Source organism: Fervidicella metallireducens AeB, assembly GCF_000601455.1.
In the GTDB taxonomy this organism is placed as follows: domain Bacteria; phylum Bacillota; class Clostridia; order Clostridiales; family Caloramatoraceae; genus Fervidicella; species Fervidicella metallireducens.
Window position 1 is genome coordinate 11,096 of the sequence record NZ_AZQP01000034.1, and the last position, 22,384, is coordinate 33,479.

A 22,384-nucleotide genomic window follows, 5' to 3' on the forward strand; every position below is an offset into this window, starting at 1 on the left:
CCTCGGGCAATTGTTGTTGTCCTAAGGGGGTATTTTTTTGAAATTTAAAGGGTTAAACATTCTATTTAAAGAATGTGAAGAATATAAAACCATATTAGCGGCATTAAAAAACAATAGAACCCCGTGTCAGGTACATGGTCTTTCTGAATCGCAAAAGGCCTATGTATCTTATTGCCTTTCTGATGATTTTCCCAATCAGACTATAATATTTACACATAATGATATAGAAGCTAGAAAAATTTATGAGGATTTAAGAGTTTTTACAGAAAATTGCTATTACTTCCCAATTAAAGAAATGGTTTTAAACGTAGATGTAACTTCGGGAGATATAAAAACCCAGAGATTAAGCGTTATTAAAAAGATATTAGAAGGGGATAAAGTTATCGTTGTGACATCAATAGATGCTCTCTTTTATAAGATGCCTCCTAAAGATACATTAAAAAACAGTGCAATAAAATTGAAAAGGGAAGAAATTTTAGATGTTTCTCTCCTTGCTGAAAAATTAGTTGACTTAGGTTATGAAAGGGTTGATGTAATAGAAGGAAAGGGGCAGTTTGCACGCAGAGGAGGAATAATAGATATATATTCTCCAATTGATAATGAGCCATACAGAGTAGAATTTTTTGGGGATGAGATAGATACCATAAGAACTTTCGATATAGAAACACAAAGAAGCCTGAATCCTGTAGAGGAGATAGTAATTTATCCTGCAAGGGAAGTTGTAATCAGTAAGGAAATTGTCAGTGGTATTGTTGAAAGAATAGATAATGATTTAAAAGCCAGGCAGAAATTATATTCCAAGAAAAACAAAGAAATGGCTCAGAAGCTGGAGCTTAGAGTAAAGGAAAACATTGAAAAGCTACAGAATTTAAGGTATTTTGATGGAATGGACAGCTATATTCCATATATTTACAAAAACACTGAGAGTTTTATAGACTATTTCAATAACCCATTGGTAATTTTAGATGAATCTGCAAGGATATCACAAAGAATCAGAACGGCATCTGAGGAGTTTCAGGAAACATATAAAACTATGCTTGAAAAGGGAGAACTTCTTCCATTGCAGGGTGAATATATGTTTAGCACAGATTATATGATGGATAATTTAAAATCATATAAAATCATAGCAATGAACATGCTGCCAAGGGTTGTTGAAGAGGTTAGAGCCAATTCTTTGATTAACTTTAATGCAATATCGATTAATCCAATATCAGGAAATATCGATTATTTACTAGAGGAGATTAAAATTAGGGCTAACAGAGGATACAGGGTTTTAATATTGGCAGGAGCAGCTTCAAGAGCAGAGAGGCTAGTTAAGTCCTTAGCAAAAGAGGGATTTAATTGTTCATATAAAGAAATAATTGACGATATAAGACCCGGCTCAATTGTGGTCTCATCAGGTAGTTTAAGCAGGGGTATGGAATTTCCAGACATTAAAATTTCAATTATATCTGACAAGGAAATATATAAAGAAAAAAGAGAAAAGAAGAAGACTTTCACAAAAAAATCAAGGAAAATAGAAAGTTTTACAGATATTAAAGTTGGTGATTTTGTAGTTCATGTTAATCATGGTATCGGAGTATTTAAAGGAATAAAGGAACTACACATAGAAGGAATAAAAAAGGACTATCTTGTCCTTCAATATCATGGCGGTGACACATTGTATGTTCCAGTTGAACAGCTTGATATGGTTCAAAAATATATAGGTTCAGATGAAGTACAGCCTAAACTATATAAGCTTGGAGGTTCAGACTGGACAAAGGCAAAGAAAAAAGTTAAAGAATCCTTAAAGGAAATGGCTGAGGATTTAGTTGAACTTTATGCCTACAGAGCTGCCTTAAAAGGACATGCTTTTTCAAAGGATACCGTATGGCAAAAGCAGTTTGAAGAAGAATTTCCATATGAAGAAACTCCGGATCAGCTTACTGCAATAGAAGAGATAAAAAAAGATATGGAGCAGCCAAGACCTATGGATAGGCTTTTGTGCGGCGATGTTGGATATGGTAAAACTGAAGTGGCTATGAGGGCTGCTTTTAAGGCTGTTATGGATGGAAAGCAGGTGGCGGTATTAGTTCCAACAACTATACTTGCTGAACAACATTATAATAATTTCAGACAAAGATTTTCTGATTTTCCAGTAAATATAGATATGATTAGCAGATTTAGGAGTAAAGAACAGCAGAAAAAAGCCATAAAGGAGCTGGCAGCAGGGAATATTGATATTATAATCGGAACACACAGATTACTACAAAAGGATATTAAATATAAGGATTTAGGATTATTGATTGTAGATGAGGAGCAGAGGTTTGGTGTCAGCCATAAGGAAAAGATTAAGGCCTTCAAAAAAAATATAGATGTTCTAACTTTAACTGCAACACCTATTCCAAGAACACTTCATATGTCCTTGATTGGAGTAAGGGATATGAGTGTTATTGAAACTCCTCCAGAGGAAAGATTTCCTGTTCAGACTTATGTAATGGAATATAATGAAGGTATAATAAGGGATTCAATAATCAGAGAGCTATCGAGGGGAGGACAAGTGTTCTTTGTTTATAACAGGGTAGAGACGATAAAAGATATGCAGATAGCTTTATCAAGGCTGGTCCCAGAAGCAAAGGTTGTAGTTGCTCATGGTCAAATGAATGAAAGCGAGCTTGAAGACGTTATATTAGGATTCATAGCAGGAGAAGGTGATGTGCTTCTTTGTACAACAATAATAGAAACAGGAATTGATATTCCAAATGTTAATACCCTTATTGTCTATGATGCAGATAGAATGGGATTATCACAGCTTTATCAATTAAGGGGTAGAGTTGGTAGAAGCAACAGACTTGCATATGCATATTTTACTTATAGAAAAGATAAGGTATTAACTGAAGTTGCAGAAAAAAGATTAAAGGCAATTAAGGAATTTACTGAGTTTGGTTCAGGGTTTAAAATTGCCATGAGAGATTTGGAGATAAGAGGTGCAGGTAACTTATTAGGTACACAGCAACATGGGCATATGGCTGCAGTAGGATATGATTTATATTGCAGACTTCTTGAAGAGGCAGTCAGGGAACTTAAGGGAGAAATTAAGGAAGAATATATTGAAACAACAATTGAATTAACAGTAAACGCATATATACCTGACAGTTATATTCAGGATGAAATGCTGAAGATTGAAATTTATAAAAAAATCGCAGCTATTGAAAATGTGGAAGATAAAATGGACATAGAAGAAGAGGTAATAGATAGATTTGGTGATATTCCAAAGCCTGTTGAAAATTTAATATCAATTGCATATACAAAAGCCATAGCAAAGAAGTTAAAGATATTGAATATTAAACAAAATGCAAATGAAATTCTCCTTCAATTTAAAAATGGTGAATATATAAGTGTGGAAACACTCAGGGCAATAAATGAGAAGATTGATGGAGTTACGGCAGGGTATGCAAGTACAACACAGCCACTAATAAGAATAAAACTAGGAAAGGACAGGAATAAAGAAGCATTAAAAACATTAAAGGATATTTTGGAATTTATAGGGAGATTGCATAAAAAATAAAAATGGATTATAATAAATTTCAAATGCAAGAGAGAGAGGGATGGAAGTGAAGGGATTAAAAAAATTTATAGCAGCTGCCATTGCTATAGGAATAGTTGGGGGAGCAACTGGTTGTCAGCTTATCAGTAAAACACCTGAAGGTGAAAAGAAAACCGTGGTAGCAAAGGTTAATAATGAAAACATAACAAAAGGAGAATTTCAAAAAAGATGGGATTCAACTCTAGCTCAGCTTGAAGCAATGTATGGCAAAGAAGCCTTACAATCAGCGCAGGCACAGGAAGAATTGAAATCACAAAAATCAGGATTATTAGATTCAATGGTAATGGATAAAATAATGATGCAAAAAGCTAAGGAGCTTAATGTTATTCCAGATGAGAACACATTAAAACAGGAGATAGACAAAAAAATTGATGAAATGATAAAGCTTGCTGGAAGCAAGGATAATTTTAAAAAGTTTTTAGACCAGGTAAAATTAACTGAAGAAGATTATAGAGAGATGGCAAAAACTCAGATAATATTTGATAAATTAGAAGAAAGTCTTACAAAGGATGTAACAGTGTCTGATTCTGAAGTTAAAAAGTACTATGATGAAAATAAATATGAATACACAACGGAACCAAACAAGATGCATGTTGCACATATTCTAGTTAAGGATTTGGCTTTAGCTACAAAAATAAAGGAAGAGTATGATAAAGGGGCAAAATTTGAAGATCTTGCTAAAAAATATGGTACAGATGGAACAAAGGATAGTGGCGGAGATTTAGGTGAGGTTCCATATGTTGATTCAGGATTTGATCAGGATTTTATGGACGCGGCAATAAAAGTTTCAAAGGGACAAGTAAGTCAGCCAGTAAAAACTCAGTTTGGATATCATTTAATTAAAATAATTGACAAAAAAGAATATCCAGTAAAACCATTTGATTCTGTAAAGAATGAGATAAAGAATAAACTTTTAGAAGAAAAGAAATCCAGCATCATAGAACAAAAGGAAACTGAATGGAAGAATAATTCAAAGATTAAAAAATACGAAGATAGAATTTAATTTTTAAGATAAAAATTGAATAATTATAAATAAAAATCCACCCGTTAAGAGTGGATTTTTATTTGCCAAAATCAAAATAATTATACATTTATATGAATAAATAGTAGTATGATTGGATATATATTTAGTGAAGTAAAAAATAAAAATCAGATTGTAAAAGGAGCTGGAGAAAGGTTAAATGGAAAAGTATAAAGAACAAATCAGTTTAAATGAAAGGGATATGGAAAGAACAGAAAGACGATATTTCTCAGAAAAATGCAAAGGATGCGGATATATGTATAGACCCTCAGCAAGCAGTTTTAAGTGTGAACAATGTTTATATAAAGGTAATAATGTAAAAAAATACACCTGATTAACTTAAACACCATTGGTTAAATATTATAGAATATTTAACTTCTAGGTGTTTTATTTTTAAAGATTATGATAAATATAAAATTTTTAGATTAATTACTTATATTTGGGTATAAAATTCTTTTTTTTGTAGAAATTATAAACAAGACAAATAGTAATAGTGAATAAATATTATAGTTTTGTTAGGGAGGGACAATAATGAAAGCAACTGGAATAGTACGTAGAATTGACGATTTAGGAAGAGTTGTTATACCAAAGGAAATAAGAAGAACGCTTAGAATAAGAGAAGGAGATCCTCTTGAAATTTTTACCGATAGAGAAGGTGGAGTTATATTAAAGAAATACTCACCAATTGGTGAGTTAAGCGATTTTGCAAAGGATTATGCAGAAGCAATACAGCAGTCTATCGGTCATTCAGTTTTAATCTGTGACAGAGATTTGATAATTGCAGTGGCAGGTACAGGAAAAAAGGAATATATTGATAAAAAGATAAGTGATGAGGTCGAAAAAGTTCTTGTTGAAAGAAAGCTTTATGTACATAATGCTAAAGAAGGAGGCAAAGGCCTTCCATTGACAGCTGATGAAGATGATGGCTCCATTTATACAGGTCAGGTTATAGCACCAATAGTTGCTGATGGAGACACCATTGGAGCAGTTATAATAATTTCAAAGGAAGATAATGCTCAAATGGGTGAGGTTGAAAATGCACTTGCTCAATCTGCAGCATTATTCTTAGGAAAACAGATGGAATAGATTTATAAGCAGCCTATGGCTGCTTTTTGCATATAATCCTGGAATCTCTAATATGTTAAATAAGGGATGTATTTCTTTAGGGGGATTATCATGCAAAAAAAGAATTTAATAAAGGGAACTCTAATATTGGCTGCAGCAGGAATCATTGCTAAGATTTTTGGATTTTTTTTCAGAATACCAATAATATATATGATAGGAGAAGAAGGGATTGGACTTTATCAGCTTACATATCCTTTATATACATTTCTATTGGCTATTGCTGCTGGGATACCAACTGCTTTGTCTAAAATGATATCAGAACGCATGGCACTTCATAAAAGAGGAGAAGCAAATAAAATATTCAAAATAGCTTTAATCACTATGGCCTTATTTGGAGGCATATCAAGTTGTGTTCTCATTGTTTTTGCAGATTATATAATTGAAGCTTGTAGTTGGAGTAAAGAGGTATATTACTCTCTTATAGGAATAAGTCTGGCTCCATTCTTTACATGTCTTTTATCTGTTTTCCGTGGCTATTTTCAAGGACTACAAAACATGCTTCCTACAGCTGTTTCTCAAGTTCTTGAACAACTAGTACGTGTTATAGTCGGGGTAAGTCTTGTTTATATACTTTTGCCAAGGGGAATAAGCATTTCTGCTGGAGGGGCTGCCTTTGGTGCCACTGCAGGAGCTTTTGCAGCTCTTATGTGGATAGTATATTGCTATATAAAGAATAAAATTAAATTTAATAAAGAAGAAAAATGTAAATCAAGTATAGATATATTTTCTGAGATTTTAAAAATAGCCATTCCCATTTCCATAGGTCAGGCAATAGGGTCAATAATGACTCTCATTGACTCAATGATGGTAACTGGCTTATTAAAGTCCAGCGGGTTTACAGATAAAACAGCTACAATACTGTATGGACAGCTTACTGGTAAAGCATTTGTACTTATAAATGTTCCACTAACTCTATCTATAGCAATAGCACAAAATACTGTTCCTGCAATATCAGAAGCCTTTGCTGGCAGAGATAGAGTTAAGCTTAAACATAATATAAAAATATCATATAAGCTGGCTATGATACTTGCATTACCCTGCTGTGCAGGCCTTTATACACTGTCTAGGCCAATATTAGGACTTGTTTTTCAAGGTATGTCTGATGGGTGGGAGTTGATGCAGATTCTGTCAGTAGCTGCACTTTTTATAATAATTGCTCAGACATCTACAAGTATATTAAATGGAATGGGGAAAACAATTATGCCAGTTGCAGCAATGATTGTAGGAAGTGGTATAAAAATATTAATAAGCATAATTTTTATACCTATGCCCCAGTATAATATTAAGGCAGCTGCCTACGGTACGTTATTTGCATATCTTGCAGTGGCAATTATAGATATTATACTTGTAATAAAATATACAAAAGTATATATTGATATACATGAAGTCTTTATTTTACCTGTGGTATCTACAATTATAATGATAATATCGGTTGTAGCTTCATACGGAAAAATATATAATCTAACTAGAAGTGGAAATCTTTCTACAGTATCGACAATTTTCATAGGTGCATTCGTTTATTTTTTAATGCTTTTCCTTTCTGGAGCTGTGAAAATTTCTGATTTAAAGAATAAAATTAAAAAATAAAGGAACAAAGAGGGGAGACAAATGATAAAAATAGTAGGTCTTGGACCTGGTTCTAATGAGGATTTAACACTAAAAAGTATAAATGTAATGAAAAATGCAAATAATCTTTATCTGAGAACTTATAAACACCCAAATGTTGAATACATAAAAAGTCTGGGTATTAATTTCACAACCTTTGATGACTTATATGAAGAAGGTGAAAGTTTCGATGAAGTATATGAAACCATTGCAGATAAAATAGTTAATCTTAAGGATGTTGTTTATGCTGTTCCAGGACATCCATTAGTAGCAGAAAAATCCGTACAGCTTATAATTGAAAAGGCTGAAAAACAAAATATTGAAGTTGAAATAGTTCCAGCATTAAGTTTTATTGATGCTGTGATAAATGCTATGAAAGCTGATCCTGTTGAAGGACTGAAGATTATTGACGGTTTACAGCTTGACACTCAAGTACCGGATACAAGGGTAGGAAATATAATAACTCAGGTTTACAGCAGGCTTGTAGCCTCAGAAATCAAGTTAAAGTTAATGGAATATTATGATGATGATGTTGAAGTATATTTAATCAGAGCAGCCGGAGTAGAAGGTGAAGAGAAAATTGAAAGGATGCCTCTTTATGAAATAGACAGAGTAAGCTGGGTTGACTATCTTACAAGTCTATATATACCACCTGTAAAAAGCAAAAGCAAATATGATTTTAAAGATTTGCTAGATGTTATGGAAAAACTCAGGGGTGAAGATGGCTGTCCATGGGACAGGGAACAAACACATGAAAGTCTTAAGAGATATTTAATAGAGGAAGCATACGAGGTAATAGATGCCATTGACAAGGATGATATGGATAATTTATGCGAAGAATTAGGAGATGTTCTTTTACAAATTGTCTTCCACAGCCAAATAGCAAAGGAGTTCGGGGAATTCAGCATATCTGAAGTGATAACAGGTATAACAGATAAAATGATAAAAAGACATCCCCATGTTTTTGGTGAAGACGTTTGTAAAAACTCAGATGAGGTATTAAAAAATTGGGAAGAGAGAAAACGTGAAGAAAAGAATTTAAAAACCTATACAGAAGCCCTTAAATCCATACCATCATCATTGCCTGCATTAATGAGAAGTTATAAAGTACAAGAAAAAGCAGCTGAAGTTGGATTCGACTGGGATAAAGTTGAGGATGCTGTAAATAAGATATATGAAGAATTAAAGGAACTTTTGGAGGTATATAAAACCAATGAAAATGGTAAAATAATAGAAGAAATGGGAGATTTACTATTTGCGGTAGTAAATGTTGCTCGTTTTTTAGATATAAATCCAGAGTTTGCCTTGACAAAAACAGCAGAAAAGTTTATAACAAGATTTGAGTACATAGAAAAAACAGCAATTAAAAATGGAATTAAGATGGAAGAAATGACTCTGGAAGAAATGGATATGCTGTGGAATGAGGCAAAAAATCAATAAAATCAACATTTTCAGCAAAAAATACTTTCAAAAAAGAAGGATTTTTTGAACTTATGAAGAATAAACTACTGTAATCTATTAGAGATAATCTAATTAGAGATTAACTAAGGAGGGAAAAATTGTGAATAAAGCAGAACTTATCACATCAATTGCAGAAAAGAGTGGATTAACTAAGAAGGATGCAGAAAAGGCTTTAAAGGCATTTATGGAAAGTGTTGAAGAAACTCTTGCTAAGAACGAAAAAGTTCAATTAGTAGGTTTTGGAACATTTGAAGTTAGGGAAAGAGGAGAAAGAAAGGGTAGAAATCCAAAGACATTAGAAGAAATAACTATTCCAGCTTCAAAGGCTCCAACTTTCAAGGCTGGAAAAGAACTAAAGGAAAAAGTTAATCTATAATAAGGAATCAGGTCTATGACCTGATTTTTTATAACATAGTAAATATTTAGTATTTAAAATGCTAAGAAATAGTCAAAATATTAAAAAGGGTGATGATGTATGAGATTAGACAAATTTTTAAAGGTGTCAAGGATTATTAAAAGGCGTACAGTAGCCAAGGAGGTCTGTGAAACAGGAAGGGTTTTAGTAAATGGTAGAATTGCAAAACCAGGAACGGATATAAAAGTTGGAGATGTAATAGAGATAGGCTATGCAACAGGCAGTGTTAAGGCAGAGGTTTTAAATATCGCTGAGCATGTAACAAAGGATGGAGCAAAGGACTTATATAGAATCATAAGCGGTCAGGAAATTGAATAACTAGAAAAGCTGTTAGTAGGGACAAAACTAGCAGCTTTTTTAGTTATTCACAAGCTGTGGATAACTATGTGAATAAACTGTGCAAATTATGTGGGTTAGTGTTAATAATTGTGTAATAAAAAGATGTTAGTCAGCATATTATGATATAGGAATGGAGGGGGTATTGTGGAAAGTAATAAAAATTTAAAGCAACAATATAATCATGTAATTCATATAGATAGCAGGCAAAGGATTGATATTACTGGTGTTTCAGAGGTTATAACTTTTAATGAAGACAGCGTTTTGTTAGTTACAAATATGGGGACGTTAAATATTAAAGGGAAAAATATGAAGGTTAACAAACTAAATGTTGATAATGGGGATATGTCAATAGAAGGGGAGTTTATATCTTTAACCTATATTAATAAGGACGTTAAAAATAAGGAAAGTATAATGAAGAAATTATTTAAGTGAAAAGAAGATGTTTTGGAGGTCAATAAATGATTTTATCTGTGGATAAACAACTCCAATATTTTTTAAGTACAATAATAGCTGGACTTATGGTAGGTTTAATGTTTGATTTCTATAGAATAAACAGGGGATATAGCTGCCCTAAGAAGCTAGTTACAGCAATTTCAGATATTCTTTTTTGGATATTTGCAGCCCTTATAACATTTGTTTTTCTCCAGAAAACAAATGAAGGGATACTAGGTTATTATAGCTTTGTGGGGATTATATTAGGATTATTTTTTTATTTTAAATTCATAAGCAGATATGTTATAAAATTATTAAGAAAAACATTTTATTATGTGATTAAATTCATCAGGGTATTAATTATTATAATATTTTATCCGATAAAACTAATGAGGTATCTGCTTAAGGAATTATGTTTCAACATAAGGCAGAAAACTAAAAAGGCTTCATCTGTAACATTTAAGAAACTTAAACAAAATAAAAGTGAAATTAAGGAAAATCCCAGCAAAAAAAATAAATCCAGCAAAAAAATTAAGAAGGAAAAAAAGAAATCATAAAGAATATATCCTATAAAAATAAACAAAGGAGAAAATTTCATGAAAAAGAGGAAGATATTCTGGTTGTTAGTAATGGTTTTTTTTGGGGTAATTTTTATAAAACAACAGTTTATATTAAATAGATTGAAGAAACAATATACCCAATGTAATGATCAACTTTCTAAATTAAAGGTTCAGAATCAACAATTGCAGGATGAATTAAAAATGAGTCAAAGAGAAGATTACATAGAAAAAATGGCAAGAAGGAAATTAAATTTAGCAAAGCCTGGTGAAATAATATTAAAGGATGTTAACAATAGAAATTAGATAGCTTGAACAACAACAAATTGACTAAAATTACAAATTAATATATAATAAATCATTATATATAATTTAAGGAGGAATCTTTTTAATATGACCCTGCAGGTAGGAAACATTTTAGAGGGCACAGTGGTAAACATCACAAATTTTGGAGCTTTTGTGGATATATCAGGAAAAACAGGCCTTGTTCATATCTCAGAAGTTTCAGATACTTATGTAAAGGACATAAGAAGTCATTTAAAGGAACAGGATAAGGTTAAAGTAAAGGTTATTTCTATTGATGACAATGGCAAAATAAGCCTTTCGATAAAACAAGCAAATCCTGTTAAAAAATCTTTCAGACCAATTGAAATTGATTGGGAATCAGAAAGAAGAAAAGCAAGTAATCTCTCCTTTGAAGACAGATTATCTAAGTTTTTAAAAGAAAGCGAAGAGAGAATTTCAGACGTAAAGAAGAACCAGGAATCCAAACGCAGTGGTGGATACGCAAGAAGATAGATATCTAGGTGTTTTACCGTATGGTAAGGCACCTTTTTTATGACCTAGTGTTCTTTCGTAAGATAATAAACAAAATTTTGAAATTTATGATATAATAATACAAGGATAAGTTTAATTCGAGGTGTTATTATGGATAGAATTGGTGCAATTGAATTGGGAACTAACTCAACAAGATTATTGATAGCAGATATAAACGAAGATGCAATACATCCACTTGTAAAAAAATCAGTAACTACAAGGCTAGGATATAGGATAGATGAAACAGGATTAATTTGTGAATCAAGTTTAGAGAGAACCCTTAAGGCAATAAAAGAATATCAAAATATCATGAAAGAATATGGGGTAACAAGAGGGGTTATTACTGCAACAAGTGCGGTGAGGGATGCAAAAAATAAAAATGAGGTTATTAAAATCATAGAAAAGGAAAGCGGTATACAGACATTTATATTATCTGGCGAGGAGGAAGCCTATTTAGGATATGTTGGGGTAAGAACAATCGTACATAGCTCAATACCTACCCTTGTCATTGATATAGGGGGAGGCAGCACCGAGTTTATTCTAGGTGTCGACAATAAAATATTGTATAGAAAAAGTGTTAATATAGGCTGTGTAAGATTATCGGAGAAATTTATTTCAGAATATCCAGTTCAAAAGAATATAATAGAATCTATTGGTAATTATACTTTAGAGAAGATTGCATCAATAATAGATGACATAAAAAACATGGCAGCTGAATTTAATCTTTATGCAATTGGTGGTACTGCAACCACCCTGGCTGCTGTAAAATATGGAATTGCTAATATAGAAGGCAGTAAATTATATGAACATAATATAAGCAATTTTATTAATGATTATAGTTTATTAGACAAAATATCAATGGAGAAAGTTGCTGTCATAGAGCAAGGGAGACATGATATAATTCTTGCAGGTGCAATAATATTAGAGGTTATAATGAAAGCATTAGGATATAGCTATGTAACAATAAGTACAAGAGACAGCCTGGAAGGAGCAATCTACTATCTTAAAAACTATATGTAAAAAATAGCAACTAAAAATCACAAAATAATATTGACTTAACTAAAATAACGTTATATAATTAATATTGTCGTTAGACAGATGCCGAAGTGGCGGAACAGGCAGACGCACAGGACTTAAAATCCTGCGATCCTAAAAGATCGTACCGGTTCGACCCCGTCTTCGGCACCAATTTAATATCGCGGGATGGAGCAGCTAGGTAGCTCGTCGGGCTCATAACCCGAAGGTCGGAGGTTCAAATCCTTCTCCCGCAACCAATGGCGGCGTAGCTCAGTTGGCCAGAGCATTCGGTTCATACCCGAAGTGTCAGGGGTTCAAATCCCTTCGCCGCCACCATATTTGAACAAAATATTGATATGATAGATAGAAGCTCTGAGAAATCAGGGCTTTTTTGTTTTGCGGAAACAGATTGCTTATTTTAATAAGCTAAATTAAAATAAAAATGAGAAAATATAATCAATGTAATTAAGAAAATAATTTAATTTAGATTTTATAGGAGGACTTATTGAATATGAAAGCATATCAGATAAAAATAGAACTGATAGAGTCAGATCCTCTAATTTGGAGAAGGGTTATTATCCCTGCAGATGTTACTTTTAGAAGACTGCACGATACAATTCAATTTGCTATGGGCTGGCATGATTATCATCTTTATGAATTTGAATTTGCAGAAGAGAAATTTAGAATTACCAATAATGAAGAAGCATATGAAGATTATAAGTTTTATTCAAAAAAGTATAAAAAGAATAATCCTACAAAAGAAGAAGATTCTTATGGCATAATAGGAAGAATAATCGAAAATAAAATTATAAAGCCACAGTGTGCAAAAATAGATAAATATATTGAAACATATAAAAACTTTGACTATATATATGATTTTGGGGATTATTGGAGGCACAAAATAGAGTTAGAAAACATTATTGAAGATTATAAATTCGGTTATCCAGTTCTTTTAGAAGGAGAAGGAGCATGCCCACCAGAGGATGTAGGAGGAATAGTTGGATACCAAGTATTTCTAGAAGCCTGGAACAACCCAGAACATGAAGAACATGAGTCTATTAAAAAGTGGGGTGAATCCCAACATTACCGAGAATTTAATATAAATTTTGTGAATGATTTGCTTAAAACTTGTTTGAAATTTAAGAAAAATGAGTCTTAAGATATTTTATAAAATGGAGAAATATTTGTTTTCACATACAACACATGTGGAGTGTGTCGTGAAGATAGAGAAGAAATAGCTTGAAATCAAAGGCTTGGGGCAATTTGCCCCTTTTTTTATGTGTGTTTTATGTTTCCGTAGACTAAGGTTTTGAGGGGATTTGAACCCCCGGGGGTGCACTTTTTCGCAAATATATATTGGGAGATAGAAATAGAAGGGTTATTTGAGAGAAGTTGATATGATAAAGGAGTATTCCTTTAATATTTTATTAGTATAGATTATTTAAGAATTAAGTAGATTAAGTACTATTTGTTTTAAGTTGTAACAAATATTATTAGAATACTAAAAAAAAGAAAAAGAAAAACATTTGTTCTGGTAGCATTTTACCCCTGGACTTTTTAAATATATTATGGTATATTTAATAGATAGAAGAAGGAGGTTTTAGTATGCCTTATGCAATAGATTTATTCTGTGGTGCTGGTGGGATGAGTGAAGGTATAATTCAAGCTGGTTTTCACATATTATTTTCTAGTGATATAAATGAGGATGTACAGAAAACTTATATGAATAGACATGAACAATTAGGGTTTATTCAAAATTATAATACATATTTTCATAGAGGAGATATCAGAGAACTTAATGGTGAATTTATTTGGAATGTAATAAGACATTTAAGAATTTTTACTGATGGTGAGCAACAAGAGCCACAGGAAATAGATGCTGTTTTTGGTGGACCTCCTTGCCAAGGATTTAGTAGAGCAGGTAGAAGAGACCCAAATGATCCACGAAATCTTTTATTTAAAGAGTATTTAAGAGTTGTTAGAGAAATAAATCCAAGGTATGTAGTTATGGAAAATGTTGAAGGGTTTAATGATACGAAATTTTATGGATTTGAGGGAGTAACTGGCCAAGTATATGAAAATGGAAGTTTAGCACCTGAAATTTTGAGAAATGAATTTCACTTAATAGGGTATAATACATTAGAACCTAGAGTATTAGATGCTTCTGATTACGGGGTTCCACAAAGAAGGCGAAGAGTAATATTTATAGCATATCGAAATGGGGAGATAGAACCTAGATACCCAGAACCAATATATAATGATTATAATAGACTCACAGTATTAGATGCTATTGGTGATTTAATTAGGGATGAAAATTTAAGAGAAGTTATAAATCCTCAACTTACGGATTATCAAATAGCTTCAAGAAGGGGAAGAACACCAACTATTAATGGAAATACAATAAATAGTAATGGAAATATATATAATAATGATATTTCGAATCATTTGCCTCTAATAGTTGAAAGATTTTCTTTGTTTAGAGAAGGAGAAGACGGAACTTTAGTAAGAAGACGCATCTTGAGCGAGGGAATAGATATCTCAGAAAAAAGTCATTTATTAAATGAATGTTGCAACAAACTTGGCATTAGCAGAGAAGAACTTATTCAACGTTTTAGAACTGGGGAAGTTAACGAAGAGATGTTAGACGTTATTTTAACAAGAAAATCTATAAGAACTAGGTTGAATAGAAATAGACCAGCATTGACCGTAGTAACCTTACCAGATGATTATATATCTCCATTTGAGAATAGAGTGTTTTCGGTAAGAGAGATGGCTAGATTACAATCATTTGATGATAGCTTTATATTTTTAGGCAAAAGAACAACAGGCGGAGATAGAAGAAGAGTAGAAGTACCGCAGTATACACAGGTTGGTAATGCTGTACCACCATTATTAGCAAAAGCTATTGCTTCTGAAATAATGAAAGCTATAACAAGAGGACTGTAGTTGGGAATTCAGTCCTCTTTAAAATTTATAATTTAAAATAGTTATATTCATTCGATAGTTTTGGCAATTCACTATTGAGTGTTGTTAGATGATTACTAGTATGGCCACTTGCTAAATTTCTAGCCAACATTTCTTTTACGGAACTAGCTATATTTGAACGAGTAGGTCTACCCCAATAGTTTCCACCACTGATATTTGATACTCTTTTTACACAGGTAGATGTTGCTTTGATTTTTGTAATATCTACAGTAGGAACAGTAACAAATGAATAAGTAAATCGTAAAATATTATGAATAGAATATCCATTTCTACCGACAGTAATATTATTTCTAAAATTATTAGCAGAGTAAATCATATCCCACAGCATTGGAATCTGTGCATTATCGTTCCAGTTAGTCTTACATTGTATTATATGAATTTCTATGTTTGAAAAGTCCCTATGGGTTAATGCATCTAATACTTGAATGAGATTATATCTTGTCCCTGTTTTTGGAGCTACATTATTTCCATCAGCATCGAAAATGTTTATTAAATCTTTATCAATTATGTATTCATCTTTATGAGGAAATGTTATTGCAATTAAATCAGATTCAGTATTAGAAACAAAGTTTGCATAATTTACAGTTATTGCATCGCTTACAGGATTAGGAATTAATTTTTTACTATGTTTTATTACTACAGTTCTTCTGCCTATTAAGCAGAGATTTAAATACCAACATACAAGAGCTTCCCAACTAGCCCCACCGCCAGATACATCACTTTGAGTTCTTCCTGCTGAACGTGTTGAAGAAAAAATATTTGATAGATTGTCACCTAAATTTAAAATTTGTCTTGCTGTTTTTGATGGTGCTAAATTTTGTATTACTGATTGCCAAGTATTCCAATTATTACAAAAACCTCCAGCAGCAAACAAATTATTAACTGACTGTTCTCTTAAATATTCAATTATAGTTTGTGACATATTATCCCCCCTTTTTTCTCGATAATAATATATTATATCACTTAATATGATATAGGATAAGATAGATTTTTTATGTGTAATATAATGGATAATTAGATGCAATTAGTATAATATACAATTTTTGCACTAAAACACAGTATAATGCAATGCGTGTATAGATTTATTACAAAATGCAAGTTAAAATAATATTAAAGGTATAATTTTTTATTTCTTGACAAGGAATAATATGCCATATTATAATAGTGTTAGCAATGAAGCATACATGCATTTATGAGAGGGGTGGTAGATTGATTCAATTGGATTTTAAAACTAAAAATAACGGGACTCCTGTTCTTAAAAGAGTAGAGATAGATGATTTAGCAGAAAGAGTTTTACAGGATTATAACTTAAAGGTTCTTCAGGAGCCTTGTAGTTTAGATGTTGAGCATTTTTCAGAATGTTATGCCGGATTGGAAATGGATTATCAAGATTTAACACATAATCAATCTATATTAGGAATGACAGTATTTAATGATTGTTATATTCCTGTATATGATGCAGATAATAATAAAGCGAAAAGAATACCAGTAAATGAAGGGACTATATTAATAGACAATAGTCTTCTGAATGAAGAACAATTAAGAAGAGGCCGTTTTACCCATGCACACGAGATAGCACATTGGCTTTTACACAGACATATTTACACAATTAATAAAATGCAGATGACATTATTTGATAGTGAATCCCAAAACGAGCCGGTGATAAAATGTCGTACAACTGATATTGAAAGTACAGGGAAAAGGCAGCTTGTAACTGATGATGATTGGATTGAATGGCAGGCGGATTATATGGCTTCAGCATTATTAATGCCTAAGAAAATCTTTACCAGATATGTAACAGCTAAATTTAAGTCAGCAGGTATGGTGAGAATGTGTTATGAAATAGGAACTGATTTTGAAAAAGATTTATGGGCAGATGTCTTAAGTCGTGAAATTGCAGATACATTTGACGTATCTTTAACAGCTGCAAAGATAAGACTTAAAAATTTGAATTTCATTAAGGAAAAACAGGAATATAAGCAGTTTTCTATTATCTAAGTGTTCAAAACTCAATTTTAAATAAATAATGCTGACAGTGGAAGGAGGTGTATATTATGAGTAGTAAGTTTGGGGATTTTATTGCAGAAAAAAGAAAACAAAAGGATATAAGTCTAAGAAAGATGGCAGAGCTGTTAGATATCTCTCCGGCTTATTGGAGTGATATTGAAAAAGGGAGAAGAAATCCACCTAATATAAATAAGATGGAGGAAATAGCAAAAATATTAGGGCTAACACAAGAAGAAACAGATTATATGATTGATATAGCATCTGAAGATAGGGATGAAATCCCTATGGACTTACCTGATTATATCAAAGAAAGTGGTTTAGCTAGAACTGCCCTTAGAAAAGCACGTAAAATCGAAAGTGAGGGAAAAAGTGATATTACAGAAAAGGCTTGGCTTGAATTTATTAAAGCTTTAGATGAGAAAGAGTAGAGAGGGGGATACTCATGAATGACTATTTTAAAGGTATGATAGAAGAACAGTTTTACCAACAAATTTTTGATACCCTACAAGATGAAATAATGAATAACTATTCTGAGTATGACTTAACATTAAGAGCTAGAGATGTAATAGAAGTTTTAGAAGCTACATTGGATAATATAGAAATACTAAGGGTCAATAACATCAAGCAAGATGATGAAGAAGTAAGTTTTGATATACTTGTTAATTGCGATATAGAAATAGGGGATTATTTTGCTAAAGAAAATATTTCAGAGTCAATACGCCAATGGTTTAAATTAAGCTGCAGTGCAGTATTAGATAATGCTTCATTAAGTGATTTTGTTATAAATGACATAGGTATTAGGGACATATAAGTGTTGTTTAGAGCCAATGAATAACATCTCCCTTCAAAGGAAATACTATTTTCAGAGTAAACTTTGAAGGGAGATGTTTTCTTATGCCAAGGCTAGCAAGGCAAAAGAAGGAAGACGCTATTTTTCATATAATGGCAAGGAGTATAAGTGAAGTTGATTTGTTTAAAGATGATGAGGATAAGCTTAACTATTTATCCTTAGTTAAAAAATATCAAAAGACCTATGAATTCAGAGTATATGGCTACTGCCTTATGGATAATCATCTTCATTTAATAATAGATGCCAACGGAGCTGACATATCAAGAATAATGCACAGCATAAATTTCTCCTACGCACAATATTTTAACCACAGACATAAAAGACATGGACATTTATTCCAAGACAGATTTAAAAGCAAAATGGTAAAGAGTGAAATATACCTCTATGCCTTATCGGCATATGTTCACAACAATCCTTGTGACATAAAAGGATATGAAAAATGCCCGGAGAAATATGAATTTTCAAGCCTTTCAATATATCTAGGTTTAAGACACGACCCCTATGAACTTGTTGATGATGGCTTTATTATGGGCATGTTCAGTAAAAATCCTAAAAAAGCCAGAGAAAGCTATATGAAATTAGTATATAAATGTTCTGATAAGGTTTTTAAAGAGGAAGTAGAATTTTTAAATGAAGGAACAGAATACAGAAGTGAAAGAAAAATATTAATAAGAAACATTAAAACTAAAGAAATATTAGAATTTATCGCATCAAAGCTTGGAATTGAAAAAATAAAGCTACATACAAAACACTGTAGAGAAATAGTAGAAGCAAAGGCACTGGCTGTACTTTTAATGAGAAGCCTTTGCAACTTAAAATGCAGTGAAATCTGCCGCGTTCTGGGAAACATAACCCAAAGCAGAGTTTCAAAGCTCAGCAGCCTTGGGGTAAGGCTTTTAGATGATGAGAAATATAAAAATATTACATATGAGTTTATGGAACAGTATGCTTAATTTTTAAAAAGGCAATTTAATAAGTTTATTTTAAAAAGTCAAAGAGATAAATGCTTTTATAAAGCATAAAGATTGGACAAGTATAGTGATAATTGAGAAAAAAGAGTAAATAAAGTTATATTAAATTCGAAAATTACAAAGCTTTTATTTAAATAAAGTGAAATATGGTGATATTAAAAAACACATTTGGCTAAGCAATTACAGTAAATATATGTCCCATATGGTACCATATGGTATATCGAACCTTTAGCAAGGCCACAAACAGAAGTTAATGAAACTCTTTATAGAGTTATGGCAGGTTATTACTCAGTACGGGAAAATGCTGAAAAGCAAATACAAAAGCTTAAGGCGGCAGGCTTTGATGCTACAATTATGATTTTTAATAAGTAACAGTTACTCATATAGGGAGTAGCGGTTTTTATTTTGAGGAGGACATGAAATGCAGGCAAAAGAAATAACTAGTGTACCATATTTAATAAGCAGGTCTATTTTAAAAGAGCTTCTTGAAGATGGACTTATGACTGAAGAAGAGTTTTCAAAGATAGATGCTGAAAATAAAAAGACCTTTAATAAATAGATTTAGGGCTTGAGGTAGCAATACTTCAGGCCCTTACTTTTTTAGTATTTTTTATATGTTCCCACAGAACAATTAACTTGATGTAAGGCAGTGGTAGAGGTAACATGTGACTACCCTGAAGAGAGGAGGATTTTAAGTGAAGAAAATAACTACGATAGCAGTAAAAAATAAGGGTGATATAGATGATAAAAAGCTAGAAAAGACAAGGGTTTGTGCTTATTGGAGGGTAAGTACAGATAGCTTAAAGCAAGCAGAGTCCTTTGAAATGCAGACTATTTTTTATGAGGACTATATTAAAAAGAAGATAGAGTGGGAGTTTGCAGGGATATACGCAGATCAGGGTACAACGGGAACAAAAACAGATAAAAGGCTTCAGTTTAAAAAGATGATCAAGGACTGCGAGCTTGGAAAGATAGATTTAATAATAACAAAATCAATATCAAGATTTGCAAGAAATACAGCTGATTGCTTAGAAGCAGTAAGGTACTTAAGAAGTCTTAATGTTGGAGTTTATTTTGAGAGGGAAAATATAAATACTTACGGAGCTGATAGTGAACTTATACTCAGCTTTTTAAGCTCTATTGCACAGGATGAAGCAAGGAGTATGTCAGAAAACGTAAGATGGTCCTTCCAGAAGAAGTTTAAGGAAGGAAAGATACAGATTAATACAAAAAGATTTCTTGGATATGACCTTTTAGAGGATGGAAAGCTTGTAGTAAATCCAGAGGAAGCAAAAATAGTAAAGAGAATCTTTAGTGAATACTTAGAGGGCAAAAGTTTAAATGATATTAAGTATGGACTTGAAAAAGATAAGATAAAAACAGCTACAGGAGCTTATACTTGGTATGGCAGTGCAAAAAAGGTATCCTAAGCAATGAAAAATACTACGGTGATTTAATTCTCCAGAAAACTTATACTGTGGATTTTCTGAACAGTAAAAAGAGAAAGAACAAGGGGGAGATTCCACAGTATATTGTTGAAGGACATCATGAAGCAATTGTATCTAAAGAAGATTTTTTAAAGGTACAAGCCATGATGAGTGAGAGGGCGGCACAGTTTGGAAATGTTCCAGAAATAAGACACAAATATAATCAGCGATATGCCTTTAGTGGAAAGCTTATATGTGGTAACTGCGGAGCTACTTTAAAAAGAAGATTGTGGAACAGCAAAGCTAAATCAAAACAAGTAGTATGGTTATGCAAAACATATATTAATGAAGGAAAAAGCTCCTGTAATATGAAGGCATTAGATGATATAACACTAAAGGCTGTATTTGTAAGGGTATTCAATAGGCTATATGAATACAAAGAAGATTTTGCAAAAGCTTTTACTGACAATATAGAGAAGGTTCTAAAGCAAGGTGCAAAATGTGAGGATGCTTTTAAGCTTGATAGAGATATTTCAAATATAAATGAAGAAATAAAAAGCCTTGTGAGGCAGCAGATAAAAGGTGAATTAAGAGAAGATGAATTTGATAAGAAATATATAGTTCTTAAGAAAATGCTTGAAGATTTACAAGTAAGAAAAGAAGCCCTAAATATTGATAGCAACAAGTATGATGAAATTTTAAAGAGAACTGCAGAAATTAAAAGAATAATCAATTTGAGAGAAATTGCTCTTGCAGAGTTTGATGATGATATATTTGAAGGATTAATTGAAAAGGTGGTTGTTATAACACCAACACATTTAGAGTTTCATCTTAAAAATGGGATGAAGGTGGAAGAAGAATTTATAAAGAAGAGAGGCATTAATGGCCTTCAGTAGAGGAGGAGAGTTATGGCAAAGGTTTCAGTAATTCCAACAAGACAACAAGTGCAAGTGATAGACGGAGTCTCTAGGGAGAGAAAGAAAAGAGTGTGTGCATACTGTAGAGTAAGTACCGATACGGAAGAACAGCTGACAAGTTATGAAGCTCAAGTTACCTATTATGAAAATTACATAAGAAGTAAACCAGAGTATGAGTTTGCAGGCATCTTTGCAGGTGAAGGGATAACTGGTACAAACACAAAGCATAGAGTTGAGTTTGATAGAATGATTGAAGCTGCTCTGGCAGGCCAGTTTGATATGATTATTACTAAATCAATTTCAAGGTTTGCACGTAACACCCTTGACTGTCTTAAATATGTGAGGCTTTTAAAAGAAAAAGGAATATGGGTGTACTTTGAAAAAGAAAATATTGATACCTTGGATTCAAAAGGAGAGGTTTTTCTTACAATCTTAAGTTCCCTTGCACAGGATGAATCGAGAAATATTTCAGAGAACAGCAGATTGGGTATAGTTAGAAGATTTCAGCAGGGAAAGGTAAGAGTTAATCCTAAGAGATTCCTTGGATATGATAAGGATGAAAATGGGGAGCTAATAATAAATGAACAAGAAGCAGCGGTTGTTAGAAGAATATATGATGAATACTTGGGTGGCCTAGGATATAAGTCGATTGCATTAAAGCTTGAGGCAGAGGGGATTAGAAACGGTTCAGGAAAAGTTAAATGGCATGATTCTAATATAAAGCAGATACTTACAAATGAAAAATATATGGGTGATGCCCTTCTTCAAAAGACAATAACACTGGATTTTTTAACACATAAAAGAGTGAAGAATAAAGGAGGGGCTCAGCAATACTATGTTGAAGACAGCCATC

25 protein-coding genes and 3 tRNA genes are annotated in these 22,384 nt (G+C 32.2%); 27 read left to right on the forward strand and 1 reads right to left on the reverse strand.

Annotated features, from left to right (window positions below; all coding sequences use genetic code 11):
- The first annotated feature begins 37 nt into the window (after positions 1–37).
- From mfd to Q428_RS10275, 18 genes are all read left to right on the forward strand, one after another.
- Positions 38–3,547, forward strand: a complete 3,510-nt coding sequence (gene mfd, locus Q428_RS10195) for a transcription-repair coupling factor (protein WP_035380637.1) — start codon at positions 38–40, stop codon at positions 3,545–3,547.
- Between the two features lie 46 nt (positions 3,548–3,593).
- On the forward strand, positions 3,594–4,589 hold the full coding sequence (locus tag Q428_RS10200; protein WP_035380672.1) for a peptidylprolyl isomerase: 996 nt from the start codon (positions 3,594–3,596) through the stop codon (positions 4,587–4,589).
- 178 nt (positions 4,590–4,767) lie between these two features.
- Positions 4,768–4,941: a hypothetical protein gene (locus tag Q428_RS15470; RefSeq protein ID WP_161633622.1), complete on the forward strand. Its 174-nt coding sequence runs from the start codon at positions 4,768–4,770 to the stop codon at positions 4,939–4,941.
- 197 nt (positions 4,942–5,138) lie between these two features.
- On the forward strand, positions 5,139–5,693 hold the full coding sequence (spoVT, locus tag Q428_RS10205) for a stage V sporulation protein T (protein ID WP_035380639.1): 555 nt from the start codon (positions 5,139–5,141) through the stop codon (positions 5,691–5,693).
- A 90-nt stretch (positions 5,694–5,783) separates the two neighbouring features.
- Complete coding sequence (locus Q428_RS10210) at positions 5,784–7,319, forward strand: putative polysaccharide biosynthesis protein (RefSeq protein ID WP_035380641.1); 1,536 nt, start codon at positions 5,784–5,786, stop codon at positions 7,317–7,319.
- A gap of 21 nt (positions 7,320–7,340) precedes the next feature.
- Positions 7,341–8,777: a bifunctional methyltransferase/pyrophosphohydrolase YabN gene (gene yabN, locus Q428_RS10215; protein ID WP_035380643.1), complete on the forward strand. Its 1,437-nt coding sequence runs from the start codon at positions 7,341–7,343 to the stop codon at positions 8,775–8,777.
- Between the two features lie 121 nt (positions 8,778–8,898).
- Positions 8,899–9,174: an HU family DNA-binding protein gene (locus Q428_RS10220; protein ID WP_035380645.1), complete on the forward strand. Its 276-nt coding sequence runs from the start codon at positions 8,899–8,901 to the stop codon at positions 9,172–9,174.
- 99 nt (positions 9,175–9,273) lie between these two features.
- Entirely contained in the window at positions 9,274–9,531 is a 258-nt protein-coding gene (locus Q428_RS10225; protein WP_035380647.1) for an RNA-binding S4 domain-containing protein, read from the forward strand.
- Between the two features lie 165 nt (positions 9,532–9,696).
- Complete coding sequence (gene yabP / locus Q428_RS10230) at positions 9,697–9,984, forward strand: sporulation protein YabP (RefSeq protein WP_035380649.1); 288 nt, start codon at positions 9,697–9,699, stop codon at positions 9,982–9,984.
- Between the two features lie 26 nt (positions 9,985–10,010).
- Entirely contained in the window at positions 10,011–10,541 is a 531-nt protein-coding gene (gene yabQ, locus Q428_RS10235; protein ID WP_051515110.1) for a spore cortex biosynthesis protein YabQ, read from the forward strand.
- 39 nt (positions 10,542–10,580) lie between these two features.
- Positions 10,581–10,847 (forward strand): FtsB family cell division protein, encoded by a 267-nt coding sequence (locus tag Q428_RS10240; RefSeq protein WP_035380651.1) that lies wholly within the window; start codon positions 10,581–10,583, stop codon positions 10,845–10,847.
- Between the two features lie 87 nt (positions 10,848–10,934).
- Complete coding sequence (locus Q428_RS10245) at positions 10,935–11,339, forward strand: S1 domain-containing RNA-binding protein (protein WP_035380653.1); 405 nt, start codon at positions 10,935–10,937, stop codon at positions 11,337–11,339.
- A 129-nt stretch (positions 11,340–11,468) separates the two neighbouring features.
- A complete protein-coding gene (locus Q428_RS10250) occupies positions 11,469–12,377 on the forward strand; it encodes a Ppx/GppA phosphatase family protein (protein WP_035380655.1) in 909 nt (302 codons plus the stop codon).
- Between the two features lie 80 nt (positions 12,378–12,457).
- Positions 12,458–12,545, forward strand: a tRNA-Leu gene (locus tag Q428_RS10255).
- A 9-nt stretch (positions 12,546–12,554) separates the two neighbouring features.
- Positions 12,555–12,631: transfer RNA gene (locus Q428_RS10260), tRNA-Met, on the forward strand.
- 2 nt (positions 12,632–12,633) lie between these two features.
- Positions 12,634–12,710, forward strand: a tRNA-Met gene (locus Q428_RS10265).
- Between the two features lie 175 nt (positions 12,711–12,885).
- Positions 12,886–13,533: a plasmid pRiA4b ORF-3 family protein gene (locus Q428_RS10270; protein ID WP_035380676.1), complete on the forward strand. Its 648-nt coding sequence runs from the start codon at positions 12,886–12,888 to the stop codon at positions 13,531–13,533.
- A 446-nt stretch (positions 13,534–13,979) separates the two neighbouring features.
- Positions 13,980–15,320 (forward strand): DNA cytosine methyltransferase, encoded by a 1,341-nt coding sequence (locus Q428_RS10275; RefSeq protein WP_035380657.1) that lies wholly within the window; start codon positions 13,980–13,982, stop codon positions 15,318–15,320.
- Between the two features lie 25 nt (positions 15,321–15,345).
- Here the strand turns inward: Q428_RS10275 and Q428_RS10280 are convergent, their stop codons facing one another.
- Positions 15,346–16,281: a hypothetical protein gene (locus Q428_RS10280; protein ID WP_035380659.1), complete on the reverse strand. Its 936-nt coding sequence runs from the start codon at positions 16,279–16,281 to the stop codon at positions 15,346–15,348.
- Between the two features lie 287 nt (positions 16,282–16,568).
- On the opposite strand from Q428_RS10280, the gene Q428_RS10285 reads away from it, so the two are divergent.
- The 9 genes from Q428_RS10285 to Q428_RS10310 all read left to right on the forward strand — a co-directional run.
- On the forward strand, positions 16,569–17,357 hold the full coding sequence (locus tag Q428_RS10285; protein WP_035380660.1) for an ImmA/IrrE family metallo-endopeptidase: 789 nt from the start codon (positions 16,569–16,571) through the stop codon (positions 17,355–17,357).
- Between the two features lie 56 nt (positions 17,358–17,413).
- On the forward strand, positions 17,414–17,794 hold the full coding sequence (locus Q428_RS10290; protein WP_035380662.1) for a helix-turn-helix domain-containing protein: 381 nt from the start codon (positions 17,414–17,416) through the stop codon (positions 17,792–17,794).
- A 14-nt stretch (positions 17,795–17,808) separates the two neighbouring features.
- Positions 17,809–18,177 (forward strand): hypothetical protein, encoded by a 369-nt coding sequence (locus tag Q428_RS10295; protein ID WP_035380664.1) that lies wholly within the window; start codon positions 17,809–17,811, stop codon positions 18,175–18,177.
- Between the two features lie 83 nt (positions 18,178–18,260).
- Entirely contained in the window at positions 18,261–19,169 is a 909-nt protein-coding gene (locus tag Q428_RS10300) for a transposase (RefSeq protein WP_035380666.1), read from the forward strand.
- Positions 19,170–19,406: 237 nt separating this feature from the next.
- Positions 19,407–19,559, forward strand: coding sequence for an SPOR domain-containing protein (locus tag Q428_RS16035; protein ID WP_423219593.1), 153 nt, complete (start codon positions 19,407–19,409; stop codon positions 19,557–19,559).
- A gap of 49 nt (positions 19,560–19,608) precedes the next feature.
- Positions 19,609–19,746: an SHOCT domain-containing protein gene (locus Q428_RS15650; protein WP_169734720.1), complete on the forward strand. Its 138-nt coding sequence runs from the start codon at positions 19,609–19,611 to the stop codon at positions 19,744–19,746.
- 136 nt (positions 19,747–19,882) lie between these two features.
- Positions 19,883–20,617 (forward strand): recombinase family protein, encoded by a 735-nt coding sequence (locus Q428_RS14590; protein ID WP_051515111.1) that lies wholly within the window; start codon positions 19,883–19,885, stop codon positions 20,615–20,617.
- Between the two features lie 47 nt (positions 20,618–20,664).
- Entirely contained in the window at positions 20,665–21,510 is an 846-nt protein-coding gene (locus Q428_RS14595; RefSeq protein ID WP_278244898.1) for a recombinase zinc beta ribbon domain-containing protein, read from the forward strand.
- 12 nt (positions 21,511–21,522) lie between these two features.
- Positions 21,523–22,384, forward strand: an 862-nt coding sequence (locus Q428_RS10310; RefSeq protein WP_035380668.1) for a recombinase family protein, incomplete at its 3' end; no start/stop codon positions are given.